Here is an 18,413-nt window from a genome sequence, read left to right as displayed (position 1 = left end):
ACACGATGAAGCGGTGGGCTGGCGTCATTGGGTCACCGATCGAGCACTCATTGTCACCGATCCTGCACGATACTGCATTCGGGCTGCTCGGTCTTGATTGGGAGTATCGCAAGTACAGGGTTGAGACAGACGAGTTAGCCACCTTCATTGCAGGTGTTGGAGCGGACTGTGTGGGACTCAGCGTCACATCGCCCCTGAAGCGCGCAGTACTACCTCTGGTGGATGCGACAGACGGACTCGCGAACCTGGTAGAGGCGGCCAACACCGTTGCTTTCTCCTCATCCATGAGCGCGGCGTTTAACACTGACGTCCAAGCAATAGTTGACACAGTTCGCCCCCACTTGGTCGCACCTAGTGTCACAGGTAGCTCCGGGCTGGGCCTCTTGGTTCCAGAAAATGCAGGGCCCCTCACCTCACTTCCTCCCGCAGTGGTCGTCGGTACAGGCGCTACCGCGTGTTCCGCTCTAGCTGCACTCAAATCTCTGGGCGCCACAAAGGTCTACCTGGTAGGAAGATCCTTCGCGGGCCCTCAGAATGCATACGTAATCGGAATGGCTCTTGGCCTCGAAGTGCACAGTGTGCTTCTCAGAGTTGTCGACCGGTACCTCCCCGCACTCAACGCCACCCCCGTACTGATCTCTACCGTGCCGCCCGCTGCCACAGTTGACCTCGCATCGAAGCTGACGCCACTTCGTGACGGGGTCTTGCTCGACGTCACATACTCATCGGGGCAGACCCCCCTTGAGAACAGGTTCGTGCGCGCGGGAGCGCATGTGACTTCTCCGTTGACCATGCTTACTCTGCAGGGGATTGCCCAGGTGAAGATTTGGACGTCCGAGGACGTTCCTTTTGATCCGGTACACAAAGCGGTCACAGCTGCGCGGCAATGATTGGGAACGAGGCTCAGTGGGTCCTAGCCTCTATTGTGTTTGCTGCCAATCTGCTCTGGGTCGGGCTGCGTGGACGTTCGCTACTAGATCACTACCTTCCAGACTCTCCGCTATCTCACTTGAGCTTGATGTGGGGCACGACCGTGAGCGGAGCTGCGGCCCTATACGTCGGTTCTTGGGGTGCTGACATACCGGTCGGGGGTTGGGGCTTCGCCGCAATTGGAACAGGAGCTAGCCTTGAGGGTGGAACTGTCACTGCGCTTGGAGTCTCACTCGCATCACTCGGTTGGATGAGCATACTGATTGATTCCAGAGTTCGGAAGTTACCCGACCAACTCACTGGGCTCCTGGCGGTCGAGGTCGCAGTGCTCGTCCTCGTCTCTCCCTGGACAATTGGTGTTGCGTCGCAGTGGTTCCTGCCGATAGTTGCAGGGGCCGTCGTTTGGACTCTGCCCTTAGCAGTCGGTCACAGACTTGGACAAGTGGGGCTGGGAGATGTCAAGTTAGCACCGGTACTGGGAGCGGCCCTAGCAACATGCTCCTTCCGCGTGGCCCTTCTTGGACTAGCCGCCGCGTTTGTGGCGGCATTTATCCGCGCACTGTTTCTAACAGTACGAGGGGCACTCTCTGAGAGGTTCTCCTTTGGCCCCTACCTGATGGGAAGTGCGCTGGGGTGCTGGGTGCTTGCGACTCTTGGACCCCTGTCACCCGGCTCAAGCGGATTGTGAAAAGCTGGGTCCATGCTGAAATGGACAACTGCTGGAGAATCACACGGTCCCGCTTTGGTCGCTTCTCTGGAGGGCGCACCTGCAGGGATACTTGTAAGTACCGCTTTGATTGCGGAGGCGCTCGCTGAACGCCGGCTAGGTTATGGTCGTGGGCCGAGGCAACAGTTTGAGAAGGACCGGGTCGAAATCCTCACTGGTGTTCGCCATGGCCGTACAACCGGAGCACCAATCACCATCGTCATTCACAATTCCGAGTGGCCAAAGTGGGAAGCCGTGATGAGCGCTGATCCGGTACCACAAGAAGCTCTTCTTGTAGATGCTGGACGTGGTGATGTTCGGGAGATGGCGCGGAACAAACCGCTGACACGCCCTCGTCCCGGGCACGCCGACCTAGCAGGTGTTCTTTCTTACCGGCAGGAGGACGCAAGGAACATCCTGGAACGCGCATCCGCGCGAGAGACGGCTGCTCGCGTCGCTCTTGGCGCAGTAGCAAAACAGCTTCTTCATCAAGTCTGCGGTACCGAGATCGTCTCCCACGTCGTGAGCGTTGGGCAAGCAAGCGTGCGAGCAGTCCTGCTTCCCACCCCCGCAGACTACGACCAGTTGCGCGCTTCTCCAGTCCGCACCCTAGGGGCGAGGGCGGAAGAGGCCTTCATCAAAGCTATCGATGAGGCGGAAGAGAACCAGGAAACCATTGGCGGAGTTGCCGAAGTAATCGCGTACAACGTCCCCGTGGGACTCGGTTCTCACGTGTCATCAGACAGGAAGCTGGACGCGGCGATCGCGTGGGCCCTGATGAGCATCCAGTCTGCGAAAGCCGTGGAAATTGGTGATGGATTCGAGACTGTTGCTAGGCCCGGTTCGGCTGCTCATGACGAGATAGTGCGCCAAGATGGCGCCATCACCCGTTCCTCGAATAGGGCCGGGGGAATCGAGGGGGGAACCTCAAACGGTCAGCCTATCGTTGCAAGGGTTGGCTTCAAACCAATCTCCACTGTGCCCAGGGCTCTTCCTTCAGTTGATCTTGCAACCGGTGAGGCGAGCTCCGCTTTCCACCAGCGATCGGACACTTGCCAGGTAGTTCCGGGCGCTGTCATTGCCGAAGCAATGGTTGCCCTCGTCCTCGCACAGGCACTCACTGACCGTTTTGGCGGGGCGTCCGTCGAAGAGGTACGCGCCCAGTTCGACCTCCAGGAGGCATACGTCAGTAGCAGACTTCGCATCAAGCAGGAGGGTGAAAGCAGTTGATAGCACAGCTCCCCACAAGTCAACCCTGGTATCTGATTGGTCTCCCCGGGAGTGGGAAGTCAAAAGTGGGCCGCATTCTTGGCGCAACGTTGCGCGTGCCGCATATCGACATTGACGCGGAGATAGAGCGTACCTCCGGGAAGAGCATCAGCGAGATCTTCTCGGGGGAGGGCGAAGCAGCGTTTCGGCAGCAGGAAGCCAAAGCGATCCTCGCAACCGCTGGTCAACCCGGCGTGTTCTCGCTTGGCGGAGGATGCGTTGAGACCCCGGAAGTCCGTGATTTTCTTCGCGACCAGACGGTGATTTGGATTGAAGCACACCAGCGCGAGTTACTGGCAAGGGTTTCACGCAACACGCGACGTCCACTGCTGGTGGACAACCCCGAGCAGAGGCTTCTGGACCTGACTGAGCGCCGAAGCCCCCTCTACCGCGAAGTTGCCACGTGCACGGCCCAGTCAACTTCAGGCCCCCCCGATGAGGTTGTGCGTCAGATTCTGCGTCAACTTCTTGAGTGGGACTTCGTTTCGGTGAAAGGCAGCCACAGATATAACGTCATAGCCGGTAGTGGCGTATCGGAGCTTCTGGCCGGGTACGTCCCAGCAGATGCGACGAAGGTGCTGCTCGTTGTCCCGGACGCCCTCGCCGATCCTGCATCCCGCATTGAGAGCATTCTGCGTGCGACAGGCCTTGAAGTCCACGTCTTCATGCACAGAGACGGAGAGACCGCCAAGGATCTTGAGACGCTTTCCCATGCTTGGGACATGCTCGGGAGAGCAAGAATCGGAAGAAGAGACCTAGTCGTCACATTTGGTGGCGGAGTGAGCACTGACCTGGGCGGATTCGTGGCTGCCACATGGTTGCGTGGGGTTCCAGTCATCCATCTTCCCACCACGTTGCTCGCAATGGTCGACGCCTCAATCGGCGGCAAAACGGGCATAGATACACCTGCCGGAAAGAACCTTGTCGGAGCCTTCTACGATCCGCTAGCGGTGCTTGTCGATTTGGACAGCCTCGTCACGCTGCCACAGAGTGAGTACACCGCGGGCCTCGCAGAGGTAATAAAAACCGGCTTGATCGAGGACCCAGAAATCCTCCGGATAATAGAAGAGAATCCGCGTATTGGAGACGTCGCATGGGCAGCCGGTGAAGGTAGGGATACTGTCGCGGAGATCATCCAGCGCTCCATCGCGGTGAAGGCACGGATTGTTAGCGCCGACCGCCTCGAAGGCGGACTACGCGAGACACTCAACTACGGGCACACCATGGGGCACGCTATTGAACGCGCAGAAAACTACGCCATGCGCCACGGTGAAGCGGTGGCAATCGGATGCGTCTTCGCTGCGCACCTCGGCGTGGAACTTGGCCTGATAGACGCTGTGACGGCGCGCAAACATGAGCTGCTCTTTGAATCGGTAGGGTTACCGACTCGATATCGCGGTAACCTCTCGGTTCTGATGGAAGGTTTGGCTACGGATAAGAAGGCGCGGCAGGGTAAACTGCGTTTCGTCTTGCTCAGTGTCGGCACCCATCCTTCGGTCCAAGAGGTCGACAATGATGTCGTGCACCGCGTGGCGACACTCCTAGAAATGGAGGAACGATGAGTCGTTTCCCCGTTCTCGTGATACTCGGGGCATCCGGATCAGGTAGGTCCGCAGTGGCTGATGCACTTGGACGAAGGCTTGATCTGCGAGTCGTTGAGGTAGAAGCAATGGTGGGGGAACGGGCAGGAGTTCCGTTGGGAGAGATGATGACGGACTCTCCCGAGGATGCCCTTGAAGCCTTGGCCGTGGCATCCCAGGACGTGCTCGCCGAGGGCGGTCCCGGGGCGGGGGCCATTGTCGTACTCAGTCCTTCCGCAGTTCTGAACCCGGTGGTATTGGGGTCTTTAGAAACCGCCAAAGGTGGGGGAGCAAAAGTGATTGCTCTACGCGCATCACTGTCCTCACTGGTTCGCAGAAACGGTCTAGATGCTATTCGGCCAACCAACCTAGGGACTCCACGAGCGTGGTTTAGGACGCAGTTAGCCACTCTAGAGGAGGCGTACTCGAAAGTGGCAGACGTTTGGTGCGATACTGATACCTGCGATAGCGCCATGGCCGCGCGGTTAATCGCAGCAGACCTCGGGTTTTCCTTCCCTGCAAGGATGCCTGACTAACCAGAAAGTAGTACCCGTGGCAACAACGAACGACCTCAAGAACGGCATGATCCTCGTCATTGACGGAAACCTCTGGCAAGTGGTCGAATTCCAACACGTCAAGCCAGGTAAGGGCCCTGCTTTCGTTCGCACCAAGATCCGCAATGTGCTCTCGGGCAAGACCGTCGATAAGACGTTCAACGCTGGACTGAAAGTTGAGACGGCGACGGTCGATCGCCGTGACATGACGTACCTGTACCACGACGGTGAAGACTTCGTCTTCATGGATGATTCCACGTATGAGCAGATACCACTGTCAGCAGCGATCGTTGGGGATGCCGCAAACTACTTGACTGACAACCAGAGGGCGGTTGTTGCGTTCCATGGTGACCAGGTGCTTTCCGTCGAACTACCCGCAACTGTGACCCTGCGCATCACGCACACCGAGCCAGGTCTCCAGGGAGACCGCTCGTCTGCAGGCACCAAGCCCGCAACGATTGAAACGGGATTTGAGATTCAGGTTCCGCTCTACATGGATGAAGACACTCTGATCAAAGTTGATACACGGACGGGCGCATTTGCCGGTCGTGTAAACGAGTAGCAGGACGGGCAGCGCCGTGGCACATGACAGAGGGCGGTTCACTTCGCGCACCAAGGCACGAAAGAGGGCTGCCGAGGTTCTCTATGAAGCCGACCAGAAGAGGGTCGTTGCTTCTCCAAGTGATCTTCTGAGTCTTCTTGAGGAGCGGAAGGAGTTCACGTCCGCCCCCTCGCCGCTGCCCGCATACTCGGTTGAGATTATTGAGGGTGTCGCGTCGGCTCTTCCGCAAGTCGATGACCTTCTTAATCAACATGCCAAGGGAGCGGGGATTGACCGGTTACCCGCCGTAGATCTTGCAGTCTTGCGGGTGGCCGTCTGGGAGATGCTTCACAACTCAGAGGAAGTCCCACGGATCACAGCCATTGACGAGGCCGTTTCCGTTGTCAAGCAGATCTCTACCGACGCTTCCCCCGCCTATGTGAATGCCGTCCTTGATGCGGTGCGCTTGCATCTCGATAGGGACGAGGTCGCCACAGCTTCGCCAGCTACTTCTGATTTTGAAGAAAAGACCCCGAAACAGGAAGTGGAGACGGAGTTCGACCTCGATGAGCTGCTCGACGAGTACTAGTTCTTATCCCACCTGTGGGTTTACGCTCTGATTCCACACGCGAAGGCGGACTCTGCCCTAGAGTAAATGCAGTTATGAAACATTCTTTGGGGAGATAGATTATGCCGCTTCCAGAACTTACGGCCCAGCAGCGTGAAGACGCACTAGAGAAGGCTACGGCGGCAAGACGCCGTCGAGCTGAAGTTAAGGTGGGCCTGAAGAGTCGGAACATTTCCTTGGGACAGTTCTTTGAACTGGCAGACGAGGATGAGGCGCTTGCGAAGATGCGCGCGAAGTCTCTCCTTGAGTCCCTACCTCGCGTCGGTGTGCACAGGTCCGCCCTGATAATGGATGAGATCGGGATTTCTAAGACTCGACGTGTGCGCGGGTTAGGAAGAGTGCAACGCGAGGCTCTTCTCGACATGTTCGGGAACTAGCCCGCACGAACTGCTTCGCGAATCCAGAAAGTGACGAGGACCGCAACGGTTTTTCACCTGAGAACTTTTGTGCAATCGTTGGGATATGAAACCCGCTCCACTCTTTGTTGTCGCTGGCCCTACCGCAGTTGGCAAAGGCACAGTTGTGGCCGCATTGAGAAGTAGACACCCCGATCTGCCACTGTCAGTTTCAGCGACGACTCGTGATCCGAGGCCGGGGGAAGTAAGCGGAGTCGACTACTTCTTTGTGTCTGATGGTGAGTTCGACAGGATGGTAGACAGGGGCGAGTTCTTAGAGTGGGCGGTAGTGCACAGTATTCATCGCTACGGGACACCCGCCGCATGGGTTGAAGAACAACGAAGCGCTGGCAGACCAGTTCTGCTGGAGTTGGACCTTGCTGGCGCACGCCAAGTCAAACGAAAAATCCCCGATGCCGTCTTGATCTTCATCGCTCCTCCTGCTTGGGAAGATCTGCAAAGACGTCTTGTCTCTCGAGGAACAGAAACCCTAGAGGAACAGTCTCGACGCCTTCGCACAGCGCGCGATGAGATGGCTGCCTCGGGGGAGTTCAATGTGGTTTTGGTAAACCATGACGTCGATCGCACAGCTGCGGAACTGGCCCAGGTCATGGGGCTGAACTAGAATAGTGCGGGTATGTGGGCGAACGCCCTAGTGACAAACCTGCTCCGTAGCGGGCAAGAGGAGAAATACATGTCGGGAATTGTGGCCCAGCCAGAAGGTATCACCTACCCGCCGATCGACGAGCTGCTCGAACGTGCTGACTCAAAGTACGCCCTCGTCATTCTTGCGGCCAAGCGCGCCCGTCAGATCAACTCTTACCGGATGCAGCTGGACTCTAACATGATTCAGTCTGTTGGCCCAGTTGTCCCCTTTGAAGCCGACGATAAGGCTCTAGCAATCTCCCTACGCGAAATCGTGGAAGACAAGTTGGAACTTGGACGCAACGAAGAAGCGTAGTACAGCGCCTGTCGCGATTGTCGGCGTCGGCGGTGGGATAGCCGCCTATAAGGTCGGCTATCTTGTGCGCTTCTTGCGCAAAGAGGGGTGGGAAGTGCACGTTCTTCCCACCCGGTCAGCTTTGCGGTTTGTCGGTGAGCCAACCTGGCGTGAGCTTTCTGAAAACCCGGTGACAACCGACGTGTTTTCGCCAGAGGGTCCCGGACATATTCACCTTGCAAATCGGGCTGATCTGATCGTTGTCGCGCCAGCCACAGCCAACATTATTGCCAAGATCCGTGTCGGCATCGCCGATGACATGCTGACAACCACCATTGCTGCAAGTGCGGCCCCTCTGGTCCTAGCCCCTGCTATGCACACACAAATGTGGGAGAGTGCAGCCACGCAAGAGAACATAGCTGTGCTGCAGGCGCGGGGCGTTCACGTCATCAAACCTGAGTCTGGGTCCCTATCCTCAGGGGACGAGGGGCTTGGCAGACTACCTGACCCCGAAGCCATCGGTGCCGATGCATTGCGTATCTGGGAACAGACCCAATCTGGGTCGCACGCGAGCCAATCTGAGAGAGAGCTTGCGCTCTCTGGCCGCAGGGTAGTCATTACGGCTGGAGGCACGCAGGAACCCATTGACCCAGTTAGGTACGTGGGAAACAGATCGTCGGGAACGCAGGGGATTTCCCTTGTCAATGCTGCACTCGACCAGGGTGCCGAAGTGACTCTGATCGCCGCGGCTATGAGTGCAGCCATTCCCATCCACCCAAGTCTCACCGTGGTTCACGCGGCCACGGCAAGCGATTTGGCAACAAGTGTGCGCTCGGAGGTCGGTCACTCCGATGCCCTGATCATGGCTGCGGCAGTCGCCGATTTTACGCCGATCAGTGTCTCTGATGAGAAGATCAAGAAGACTGCAACCACTGAAGAACTTGTGTTAACCCTGCACCGTACAGAGGACATACTCGCTTCAGTAGCCAAGTCACCACAGAGGCCGTCCGCCCTCATCGGTTTTGGCGCGGAAACCGGCAGCCGCGCCCAGGTTGAGCACCTTGGATCCCGCAAAGCCCGGGCAAAGGGGTGCGACCTATTGGCGGTAAACCAGGTCGGTAACGGAATCGGATTCGGCGACGTACCCAACACCCTGGTGTATTTTGATGCTGCCGGTGAGATAGTCGGTGAAACCAGCGGGTCAAAAGACCAGGTTGCCGCAGATTTGATCTCTCGTGTGGCAGAGCTCTTGCGAAAGAAGGACTAATTGTGTCAATAGGGGAACTTCGCCCGTTCACTTCCGAGTCTGTAACGGAAGGGCACCCAGACAAGCTTTGTGATCGAGTCTCCGACGCGATTCTTGATGAGATTCTTGACCAGGACAGAGCTGCTCGCGTTGCTGTTGAGGTGGTGGCAACAAAGGGTCTCGTGCACGTGGTCGGTGAAATAAACACGAACGCTTACGTTGAGATTCCCAATGTTGTCCGCGAAGAGATCGTCCGCATCGGCTATGACAGCCAGCAGGCAGGTTTCGACGGTAACTCCTGTGGTGTCTCTGTTGCTATCGGGCAGCAGAGCCCCGATATTTCCGGCGGTGTTAACGAGTCGTTAGAGGTTCGCGATCACCTGGCTGACGGCAGCGATCCGCGCGATGTGCAGGGTGCTGGCGACCAGGGAATCATGTTCGGATTCGCATCTGACGAGACCCCGGATCTGATGCCGGCCCCGATTTGGCTGGCGCAAAAGCTGGCCATGCGCTTGGCTGAAGTTCGCAAGTTGGGAATCGTCGATGGCCTGCTCCCGGATGGAAAGACCCAGGTTACGCTTCTGTACGAGGGCGACCGCCCGGTAGCTGTCGACAATGTTGTTGTCTCAAGTCAACACGTTGAGAGTCTGGCGGAAGTTGACTTGCGCGACGCCATCAACTCAGAAGTCATCGACCCCGTTTTTGCGAACTGCGGTATTGCGCTTGACTTTGCGACAGCGCGCAGGATGGTCAACCCTTCCGGAAGGTTTGTGCTTGGCGGTCCGGCAGCCGACGCGGGGCTCACCGGTCGAAAGATCATCGTGGACACCTACGGTGGTAGCGCGTCGCACGGCGGCGGTGCATTCTCCGGTAAAGACCCGTCCAAGGTGGATCGTTCGGCCTCGTACGCCGCTCGGTGGATAGCTAAGAATGTTGTTGCTGCGGGACTCGCGAAGAAGTGCAAAATCCAGTTGGCATACGCGATCGGTTCCTCCCGCCCAGTCTCGATCACGATTGATACCTACGGTACCGGCATCATTCCGGAGGTAGTGTTGGCGGCTGTCATCGAAGATGTGTTTGATCTGCGCCCCTTGGGTATCATTGAAGATCTTCGCCTACTCGATACCTCCTTGGTTCACTACCGGGACACGGCTGCTTACGGACACTTTGGTCGTCCTGGCTTCAGTTGGGAAGAAATTGACCGTACCGAGGATCTGCTGACAGCGGCAAAGGTGTAGCAACATGGGGATAGGGAGGTGGACGCATGTCTGACCAAACTATCGCTAGTGCACCAACCACAACTGACGCCGACTCCGTGGAGTTTCCTGGCCGCGGCGTGGCCCAGGTCATCGTCGACATCGATGCTCCCCACCTGGATGAGCCGTACGATTATGCCGTACCCGTAGAGTTTCGCGACACGGTACGCGTAGGTTCACAGGTTCAGGTCCGTTTTGGACGACGTAGGGTGAGCGGTTATGTCGTTGGTTTGTCCGCGAGTTCCTCATTCTCTGGAAAACTGGCCCCCCTCTTGCGGGTTGTCACACCGCTTCCCGTTTTGTCCAAGCCTCTCCTTGAGACGATTAACTACCTGAGCCTTCGCTACTGCGCGACAAGGAGTCAGCTTCTCTCATTCGTTGTGCCCGCCCGGCGGGCCCGCGTCGAAAAAGGCTTCGAGGATGCGATTGAGACTGCACGCAGCGCGGGAGAGGGTATCTTCCAGGAGCCTGCCACCGCTTTGCTACCGCCCTCGCAGGTCGAGAGGAAGGTGATTACTGCGCTTCCGGGAGGTCGCGAAGCAATTCTGACAAACCTGGTTGCGAGAATTGCGGCGTTAAAGCAAGCCGCCCTCGTTCTAGCGCCAACTGCCGCATGCAGCCAAGAGATTTGCGCGGAACTAGAGCAGATCCCTGGGCTGCGTGTTGGACATATTGACGCGGAGCAGAGCGCTGATCGTCGCTACCGAATTTATCTTCAGGCGCTTCTGGGCAGGCTTGACGTTCTGGTTGGTTCCAGATCGGCGGTGTGGACGCCGCTGCCGAACCTCCACACAATTGTTGTTTGGGACGACGGAGACAACCGCTACAGGGAACAGAGGGCTCCGCGGCTGGACGCGCTTGATGTGGCGGTCGCACGAAGTCATGTCGAACACGTGGCACTAGTGTGTTTGTCGTACGCCCGCTCTATCAAGGCCCAGGCGCTGGTGGAGACAGGATGGGCCTCCGAGGTCGTTCCTTCCGGGGACTTAGTTCGCTCCATAGTCCCGCGAGTCGCGATGTTTGATGGCTTTTCTGCGGAGCGTGAGGGAGCAACTGGGTTCGCGCGACTACCCGACGCCGCATACCGAATGATACGGAGGGGATTGACGGAAGGTCCTGTCCTTGTGTCAGTTCCTGCAGCGGGTTCGGTGACAGAAACTGAGTCAGGTTTTCTGCGAATTGGGTCGGATCGGGTCCGCGATGAACTTGAGAAGGCGTTTCCCGGGGTAGAAGTGGTGGTTTCTTCGTCTACTGGGGGAGTAGTACGATCCCTGGAAGACGCCCGGGGCATCGTCGTCTCGACGCCCGGCGTCACACCGCGGACTTCGGAAGGCTACTCATCAATCGTGATTACGGGAGCAAGTGGCGTGGCGTACCGCGATAGCCTGGATGGGAGCCTCGAGGCCCTCCGCAGGTGGATGGAAGTGGCGGCTCTCGCGGCGCCGAAGGCCCCACTCCTGCTGGTCGGTGAAGTCCCCATGCCTCTTCTGGATTCACTCGTGTACTGGCGCCCTCAAATTCTGGCTCACGATGAATGGATGAGGCGGCAAGAGTTGGGGTTTCCGCCCGCACGATGGACGGTTGCCATAGAGGGCAACACCTTCGCTGTTGAGGCAGAGTTGGCGGCCGCAGAGCAGTCAATGGGGGTGGCACAGGCTCGATTCCCCGGCGAAGAATGGGCCCCTCTCACGCTGGTGAGTCACGAAACCCGGGTTGGAGACGATGGGCACGTAAGAGAGCGTGTAGTTTTGTCGGTGGCTCCTCGTAACATTCGAAGACTAATGGTGGCGTTGGGGGAAGCGCGACGGGAGCTCAGTCGTAATGGCCGGGAGCTACCAGGCTTTGACATCAACCCCAGTTCACTGGTTTAACAACGTCAGGTAAGGAAAGGGGCGCAGAATCTTGGCGCTACGCATTATTTTTGGCGGTACCCCGAGTGTCGCACTCCCGACTCTTGCCGCCCTCGTCGAATCAGAGCACAGCGTGGTTGGGGTGGTGACACGGCCCCCAAGACGGCGGGGACGCTCAAAAGCACTGGTTCCCAGTGAGGTGGCGGCCTTCGCACAAGAGCATGGAATTCCGCTTCTTGAGACAGAACGTCCCAGGGATGATGAGTCATTGGCGTGGATAAAATCCGCCCGCGCCGATCTGGGGGTGGTCGTCGCCTTTGGCGCACTCCTCACACAGCCTGTTCTCGATGCGCTTCCGCTGGGGTGGATCAATCTTCATTTTTCATCGTTGCCAGATCTGCGCGGTGCTGCGCCGGTGCAAAGGGCACTTCTTCGCGGGGACACGGAACTAGGTAGCAGCGTGTTCCAACTCGAACGGGGAATGGATACGGGCCCGGTGTTCTCATCCGTGCGGCACTCGATTGATCCTCATGCGACGTCCGGGGAAGCACTTGAACACCTTGGTAGCGTTGGGGCCGCTCAGGTTGTTGCTGTCGTGGACGCCCTGAGTGAGGGGACCGCTGTCGCGGTGCCTCAGGATACGGGCGTGTATGGAGAGAACATTTCACAGGCACCCAAGCTGGCTCGAGCCGATGGCTTTATCGACTTCAAGGAGGCGGCTGGCGAGGTGGTAGACCGCGTGCGCGGGGTAACGCCAGATCCGGGAGCGTGGACCACCCTTCCTGACAGATCAGTCATGAAACTGGGTCCGCTCCACCGGATTTCGCCACAGGGCGGTGAGCTCCCAACAGAAAAAGACAGGGCTCTACCGGGCTCAATGACACTTGAAAAGGGCGGTCTACAAGTCGCCTGCGCGGACGGCGCAGTCCAACTCGGTGAGGTTGGTCCGGCAGGAAAGAAGTGGATGGCCGCCAGCGATTGGTTTCGCGGTGCTCGACTGCCAGAAGGCGCACGTTTAGGCGGGGCAATGGATGGGGGCAAGTAGATGAGTGTCAAGGGTGGTAAAACGGATCCAGCCAGGATGGTGGCGGCCGAAGTCCTCATTGAAGTTGAAGAGGGGGGCAGATTCGCCAACTTAGTCCTTCCCAAGGCGCTAAGGACTGAGCAAACCAGAAACAGGCGCTTTGACTTCAGGGATAGCGCGTTCACCTCAGAGCTGGTCTATGGCACTCTGCGGCGTCAAGGACTGCTTGACTTCGCATTGGCTAAGCACTGCTCGAAGCCGCTCCTCAGCTTGGATATCCCTGTCCTGGTCAGCCTCCGCATGGGGGCCTACCAGCTTCTATATATGAGGGTCGCGGACCATGCAGCGGTGTCAGAAACCGTTGAGGTGGCACGCAGTCTGGCAGGCGAAGGAGCATCTAAGTTTGTCAATGCTGTTCTGCGCTCCCTGCAACGTGAAGGGAGCGAGGCCGTGTTCGCACGGGTTGCCGCGATTGGTGATGAGCAGACCCGCTTGGCCACGAAACACTCCCATCCCGGATGGATTGTTTCTGACATCCGCGAAGCCTTACGTGCAAGGGGCATTGACCCCAACGAGCTCGGTGATGCACTTGAGGCTAACAACGCTGCACCACGCGTCACACTTGTTGCCAGACCCGGATTAATTACCGCCGCCGAACTCGCCCAGGAGGCCGAGGATGTCTTGGGTGTAACAACGCGGCAGGGCAGCATTAGCGAGTATGCGGTGGTACTCGACGAGGGCGGTGACCCCGGGGCGCTCCCATCCGTGAGAAGCGGTCGCGCCGCAGTTCAAGACGAAGGCTCTCAGCTGGCTGCGATCCTTCTTGCTCAGGCACCAGTGCAAGGAAGCGACACCCGTTGGCTCGACATGTGTGCTGGGCCAGGCGGCAAGTCCGCGCTCCTCGCCGCGCTCGGGTCAGATCGGGGCGTGGAGCTCATTGCGAATGAGGTAAACCCCCGCAGGGCTCGCCTAGTCGAGCGATCGGTGCAGGCAGTCAGCAACGTTACTGTAACGACTTCTGATGGAAGAGATATCAAGACGGACCAACTCTTTGACCGGGTGCTGGTTGATGCTCCCTGCCTGGGCTTGGGTTCACTACGGCGCCGGCCCGAATCAAGGTGGCGTCACTCCCGAAGCGACCTCGACGAACTGATCCCCTTACAAGAGGAGCTCCTGGCTTCAGGAATGCGCTTGACCAGGCCCGGGGGAGTGATCGCCTGGGTGACCTGCTCACCTCACACCGCGGAAACTCTCGGACAGGTTCAAAAGGTTCTTGACGGAGGGTTAGTGGAGCTGGTTGACGCTGCAGCGCTGGCACAGGCGGGCTCTCCCGACGATCTGGATCTGCAAACCGGAGACGACATCGCCGCGCAGACTGTTCAACTGTGGCCCCACCGCCACGGGACCGACGCCATGTTCGTAGCATTACTGAGACGCATGTAGGACAGATAGGGTAGAGGAATGGATGTAAAGATAGCCCCGTCAATTCTCTCCTGCGACATCGGCCGCCTTGCCCAAGAGCTTGACCGTATTTCAAACGCGGACCTGGTGCACGTAGATGTTATGGATGGCCACTTTGTACCGAACCTGACGTGGGGTCTTCCCGTTGTGGAGGCCGCGGTTCGACACGGGGGACTTCCTGTTGACACGCACCTCATGATCGAAGATCCTGACCGCTGGGCCGTACAGTACGCGCAAGCGGGCGCGGCCTCGGTCACCTTCCATGCCGAAGCGGCAACGGCACCAATCACGCTTGCGCGGAGCATTCGCAAGGCAGGGGCACGTGCAGCAGTGGCCTTCCGACCCTCGACTCAAATCGGCGCCTACCTGGACTTCATAGACGAATTCGACATGATTTTGGTGATGACCGTTGAGCCAGGCTTCGGAGGACAACGGTTCCTAGATTCGACATTGCCGAAGATTCGCCAAGTTCGCAAAGCCATTACTGATTGCGGTGCGGCAATACAGCTTCAGGTCGATGGGGGAATCGATAAGCAGACTATTCTCGGTGCAGCCGAGGCCGGAGCCGATGTTTTCGTGGCAGGCTCAGCAGTGTTCGACAGCGACGATCCGGCCGCACAGATAGAGGCCCTGCGTAGAGAGGCTAATGCAATCCTCAACGGCCCCAAGGCATTCTTGGCCTAGTATTGCCGTTCGTGACAAACCATGCACCAGGCTCCGCTACCGCCGATGCTGAACACCATGGCATAATCGAAGCATAGCTCCGGGGTCGGTGAAAGTCCGAGCCGGCGGTGAAAGCCCGCGACCCGCCATCAGGCGGTTGAATCGGTGAAATTCCGATGCCGACGGTTAAAGTCCGGATGGGAGGAGCGGGCCGTCAGTGCTACCTGGCGCGCCCTACCCCGTGGCGGAAAGGCTACGGTGGCCAGACGCACAAACCAATCCTCGCCATTCCTTGCCTGGATGGCGCCCCTAAGCATCGCCGTAATCGTGCTGGGGCTGTGGTGGATGCTCACAACTCTGCGACCGGTTGAAGCCTGGGTATTTCCTACCCCCAACGCCTTTTTCGAAAGGCTCGTGACCCTGCTGAGTCAGTCGTGGATGTGGCAAAGGATTGCGGTTACATCAGGCGAAGCTGTCATTGGGGCGGTATTTGGCACAGTCGTTGCTCTTCCCCTAGCCTGGGGGATCTTCAACAACGAGTTTGTCCGCGCTGGAGTTGAGCCATTTCTGGGAGCAACCCAGGCGATCCCGGCCATTGCCATCGCACCCCTTTTGGTCCTGTGGATGGGAAACGGGTTCACGCCGATTATCGTCCTTTGTGCACTGATCACGTTCTTTCCCGTCCTCGTCTCCACAACTGTCGGCTTGCGCCAGATGGATACCGACGTCCTCGATGCAGCGGCTCTCGATGGGGCATCGGGATGGGCCATGATCCACTCGATCGAGGCACCGTTGGCCGCCCCGGCAATACTGGCCGGTATTCGCAATGGATTCGCACTATCCGTCACCGGCGCGATTGTCGGTGAGATGGTGATGGGCGGGGCGGGACTCGGTCAGGTGCTAACGCAGCAGCGGCACAACCTCGACACCGCAGGAATGTTCGTCACTGTTTTCATCCTCGCCACTATGGCCATGATCCTTTACGGCCTCATCTACAGCGCGGAGCGTCGCGCACGCCGCGACGTTTCACCTTCACGACACGATCGCCCTCGACCAGAAAGCAGGACATCAGCATGACCGCTACTGCAACCAAGAGAACGTCACGAAGCGCACGTCTGCTGACGGCTGCCAGCATCCTCCTTGTCTCGACAATGGGACTGGCAGGGTGTGCGGGCTCGTCGACACCCCAAAGCGGAGGTACGACCGCAGGCGAAATCCCGCAATCCGGCCTGGCGGGGGAGACCGTAGATCTGGGTGTCGGAGGAGAAGGAGTCACCATTGGGCTTACCTACGTTCCCAGTGTTCAGTTTGCGCCCGTTTACGTAGCGGGTACGGATGAGATCTTTCGCGCGGCTGGCATCGGGGCCTCCATTCGGCACCACGGAGGTGATGAGGGGCTCTTCACCGCTTTGATGTCGGGAGACGAGGACGTCACTGTTGCTAGTGGCGATGAGGTCCTCCAGGCCCGCACTATGGGGATGGATCTGGTTTCGATCGGTGCTTACTACCACGAGTACCCGGTTGTTGTCGTGGCTAAGGAAGACAGCGGAATTTCGACAATCGCTGACTTACGCGGCAAAAAAGTGGGATTGCCAGGTGAATTTGGCTCCAACTGGTTTGGACTCCTAGCGGCTCTCCAGGATGCAAACATGACCACGGGGGACATAACAGTGGTCCCCATTGGCTATACGCAAGCAGCATCTTTGGCATCGGACCAAGTGGACGCGATAGTTGGATTCGTGAATTCAGATGTGGTCCAGTTGCAGGATTTGGGAGTCCCAATCACGGTTGTCCCTCTCACCGAAGACCCCACACCGCTGGTTGGGGCATCAATCGTCACGACCCGTAAGTGGCTTGACGCCAATCCGAAGTTGGCCGAGGGCGTAGTCGGAGCTATCACCGCGGGTGCAGACCGAGTTGTGGCAAATCCTCAGCACGCACTTGAGGTGACAGCCCTGTGGGATCCGGCTTTGGAAGACCCACAAACACGACGGGGAGCCAGCGCTGTCCTGGACGCAACCATTCCGCTCTGGCTTGATTCCGAGGGCGTCACATCCGGCTTACAGAACCTTGAGACATGGGCAGAAATGGGCACCTTCCTGTCAGGTGTCCTGGACGAAGAGATTCCCAAAGCCGAGGTCGAGGCAGCCGTGACTAACGACTTCGCGAAGAAGTGAGAGGCGAATTACTCTTCCCGGCGCGGACACATTCCACTGCTTCCGGACTGCCCGGTTAGGGTTTTCCCATGACCACTTTCGAAGATCTTTTTGCTGAACTAGAAGTCAAAGCCAAGGACCGCCCTGAGGGTTCCGGCACCGTCAAGGAGCTTGACGCGGGCGTGCATGCAATCGGTAAGAAGATAGTTGAGGAAGCTGCGGAAGTCTGGATGGCTGCTGAGTACGAATCAAAAGCAGACCTTGCCCTGGAAATCTCTCAGCTGCTTTACCATCTGCAGGTCATGATGGTTGCAAAAGAGGTTTCCCTCGACGATATCTACAAGTACCTGTGAGCAAAATGTTGCGAATTGCAGTTCCCAATAAGGGATCCCTCTCTGAGTCAGCTGTCAACCTCTTGGCCGAGGCCGGGTACAGGACCAGGCGCAGGGGCAGGGAACTCGTCCTTGCCGACGCCGCGAACGACGTGGAGATCTTCTTCCTCCGGCCTCGCGATATTGCGGTGTATGTGGGTCAGGGGCGAATCCAAGCGGGGATTACGGGTCGTGACCTTCTGCTAGATTCCGGCACTAAGGCAACTGAGATGCTGGGACTTGGCTTCGGTCGCTCACGCTTCCGATTTGCTGCTCCCATTGGCACCAAGAGTGAACTCGCTGATCTTCAAGGGGCACGAATCGCTGCTTCTTACGACCTTCTGGTGAGCGGTTACCTCGCATCCCATGGGATAAACGCCGATGTGATTCACCTTGACGGAGCAGTCGAATCATCAGTGCAGTTAGGCGTTGCCGACGCCATAGCTGACGTTGTGGAGACAGGCTCGACACTCAAAGCTGCCGGACTAGAAACATTCGGCCCAACAATTCTTCAGTCGGAAGCAATCCTCATTACCGCGCCCCAGCATCTTTCCGATCCAGCACTTCAAGTGTTGGAGCAGAGGCTGCGCGGTGTCATCGTCGCTCGCGATCACGTACTCATTGACTACAACATTCGCGGCGACCACCTAGAGGCGGCCACAGCGTTGGCACCGGGTCTGGAATCGCCAACCGTTTCTACTCTGGCTGAGGCGGATTGGAAGGCAGTTCGGGTCGTTGTGCGCCGGGCTGACATGAACCAGGTCATGGACTCTCTGCTGAATGTCGGCGCTGAGGGCATCATCGTCACCTCCCTGGTTGCCTCTCGACTACGCTAGGACAAGG

General features: G+C 58.1%; 20 protein-coding genes and 1 riboswitch. All 20 genes read left to right on the top strand.

What is annotated here, in order from left to right:
- The first annotated feature begins 5 nt into the window (after positions 1 to 5).
- The 20 genes from IDL90_RS01610 (at position 6) to hisG (ending at position 18,406) form a co-directional block, all read left to right on the top strand.
- The gene (locus tag IDL90_RS01610; RefSeq protein WP_182140792.1) at positions 6 to 890 is read left to right on the top strand and encodes a shikimate dehydrogenase; all 885 of its coding nucleotides are present in this window, start codon (positions 6 to 8) and stop codon (positions 888 to 890) included.
- Positions 887 to 1,618, top strand: a complete 732-nt coding sequence (locus tag IDL90_RS01605; RefSeq protein WP_187994107.1) for a prepilin peptidase — start codon at positions 887 to 889, stop codon at positions 1,616 to 1,618. The genes IDL90_RS01610 and IDL90_RS01605 overlap by 4 nt, the downstream gene beginning before the upstream one ends.
- Before the next feature lie 12 nt (positions 1,619 to 1,630).
- Positions 1,631 to 2,866: a chorismate synthase gene (gene aroC / locus IDL90_RS01600; RefSeq protein ID WP_187994106.1), complete on the top strand. Its 1,236-nt coding sequence runs from the start codon at positions 1,631 to 1,633 to the stop codon at positions 2,864 to 2,866.
- Complete coding sequence (aroB, locus tag IDL90_RS01595; protein ID WP_262508942.1) at positions 2,863 to 4,467, top strand: 3-dehydroquinate synthase; 1,605 nt, start codon at positions 2,863 to 2,865, stop codon at positions 4,465 to 4,467. The genes aroC and aroB overlap by 4 nt, the downstream gene beginning before the upstream one ends.
- A complete protein-coding gene (locus IDL90_RS01590; protein ID WP_187994104.1) occupies positions 4,464 to 5,021 on the top strand; it encodes a shikimate kinase in 558 nt (185 codons plus the stop codon). Before aroB ends, IDL90_RS01590 begins: the two co-directional genes overlap by 4 nt.
- Before the next feature lie 16 nt (positions 5,022 to 5,037).
- On the top strand, positions 5,038 to 5,601 hold the full coding sequence (gene efp, locus IDL90_RS01585; RefSeq protein ID WP_182140798.1) for an elongation factor P: 564 nt from the start codon (positions 5,038 to 5,040) through the stop codon (positions 5,599 to 5,601).
- A gap of 16 nt (positions 5,602 to 5,617) precedes the next feature.
- A complete protein-coding gene (gene nusB, locus IDL90_RS01580) occupies positions 5,618 to 6,169 on the top strand; it encodes a transcription antitermination factor NusB (protein WP_182140800.1) in 552 nt (183 codons plus the stop codon).
- 101 nt (positions 6,170 to 6,270) lie between these two features.
- Positions 6,271 to 6,585, top strand: a complete 315-nt coding sequence (mihF, locus tag IDL90_RS01575) for an integration host factor, actinobacterial type (RefSeq protein ID WP_182140802.1) — start codon at positions 6,271 to 6,273, stop codon at positions 6,583 to 6,585.
- Between the two features lie 85 nt (positions 6,586 to 6,670).
- On the top strand, positions 6,671 to 7,228 hold the full coding sequence (gmk, locus tag IDL90_RS01570) for a guanylate kinase (RefSeq protein ID WP_182140803.1): 558 nt from the start codon (positions 6,671 to 6,673) through the stop codon (positions 7,226 to 7,228).
- A 69-nt stretch (positions 7,229 to 7,297) separates the two neighbouring features.
- A complete protein-coding gene (gene rpoZ, locus IDL90_RS01565; RefSeq protein ID WP_182140804.1) occupies positions 7,298 to 7,564 on the top strand; it encodes a DNA-directed RNA polymerase subunit omega in 267 nt (88 codons plus the stop codon).
- Positions 7,542 to 8,810, top strand: coding sequence for a bifunctional phosphopantothenoylcysteine decarboxylase/phosphopantothenate--cysteine ligase CoaBC (gene coaBC / locus IDL90_RS01560; RefSeq protein ID WP_220458709.1), 1,269 nt, complete (start codon positions 7,542 to 7,544; stop codon positions 8,808 to 8,810). The genes rpoZ and coaBC overlap by 23 nt, the downstream gene beginning before the upstream one ends.
- Positions 8,811 to 8,818: 8 nt before the next feature.
- Positions 8,819 to 10,027: a methionine adenosyltransferase gene (gene metK / locus IDL90_RS01555; RefSeq protein WP_187994296.1), complete on the top strand. Its 1,209-nt coding sequence runs from the start codon at positions 8,819 to 8,821 to the stop codon at positions 10,025 to 10,027.
- 26 nt (positions 10,028 to 10,053) lie between these two features.
- Positions 10,054 to 11,916 carry a hypothetical protein gene (locus IDL90_RS01550; RefSeq protein ID WP_187994103.1) on the top strand — a complete coding sequence of 621 codons (1,863 nt, stop codon included), beginning with the start codon at positions 10,054 to 10,056 and terminating at the stop codon, positions 11,914 to 11,916.
- Positions 11,917 to 11,947: 31 nt separating this feature from the next.
- On the top strand, positions 11,948 to 12,940 hold the full coding sequence (fmt, locus tag IDL90_RS01545; RefSeq protein ID WP_182140808.1) for a methionyl-tRNA formyltransferase: 993 nt from the start codon (positions 11,948 to 11,950) through the stop codon (positions 12,938 to 12,940).
- Positions 12,941 to 14,362 carry an RsmB/NOP family class I SAM-dependent RNA methyltransferase gene (locus tag IDL90_RS01540; protein WP_182140809.1) on the top strand — a complete coding sequence of 474 codons (1,422 nt, stop codon included), beginning with the start codon at positions 12,941 to 12,943 and terminating at the stop codon, positions 14,360 to 14,362.
- A gap of 18 nt (positions 14,363 to 14,380) precedes the next feature.
- Entirely contained in the window at positions 14,381 to 15,064 is a 684-nt protein-coding gene (gene rpe / locus IDL90_RS01535; RefSeq protein WP_182140811.1) for a ribulose-phosphate 3-epimerase, read from the top strand.
- 71 nt (positions 15,065 to 15,135) lie between these two features.
- Positions 15,136 to 15,256: riboswitch (FMN riboswitch) on the top strand.
- Positions 15,257 to 15,343: 87 nt separating this feature from the next.
- Positions 15,344 to 16,120 (top strand): ABC transporter permease, encoded by a 777-nt coding sequence (locus IDL90_RS01530; RefSeq protein ID WP_182142685.1) that lies wholly within the window; start codon positions 15,344 to 15,346, stop codon positions 16,118 to 16,120.
- Complete coding sequence (locus IDL90_RS01525) at positions 16,117 to 17,220, top strand: ABC transporter substrate-binding protein (RefSeq protein WP_182140812.1); 1,104 nt, start codon at positions 16,117 to 16,119, stop codon at positions 17,218 to 17,220. The genes IDL90_RS01530 and IDL90_RS01525 overlap by 4 nt, the downstream gene beginning before the upstream one ends.
- A 68-nt stretch (positions 17,221 to 17,288) precedes the next feature.
- Complete coding sequence (locus tag IDL90_RS01520) at positions 17,289 to 17,552, top strand: phosphoribosyl-ATP diphosphatase (RefSeq protein ID WP_182140814.1); 264 nt, start codon at positions 17,289 to 17,291, stop codon at positions 17,550 to 17,552.
- A 5-nt stretch (positions 17,553 to 17,557) separates the two neighbouring features.
- On the top strand, positions 17,558 to 18,406 hold the full coding sequence (hisG, locus tag IDL90_RS01515) for an ATP phosphoribosyltransferase (RefSeq protein WP_182142686.1): 849 nt from the start codon (positions 17,558 to 17,560) through the stop codon (positions 18,404 to 18,406).
- Positions 18,407 to 18,413: the final 7 nt, after the last annotated feature.

The sequence above is a fragment of the Schaalia sp. JY-X159 genome, from assembly GCF_014525425.1.
In the GTDB taxonomy this organism is placed as follows: Bacteria; Actinomycetota; Actinomycetes; order Actinomycetales; family Actinomycetaceae; genus Scrofimicrobium.
This window is presented reverse-complemented; position numbering and strand designations above follow the sequence as displayed.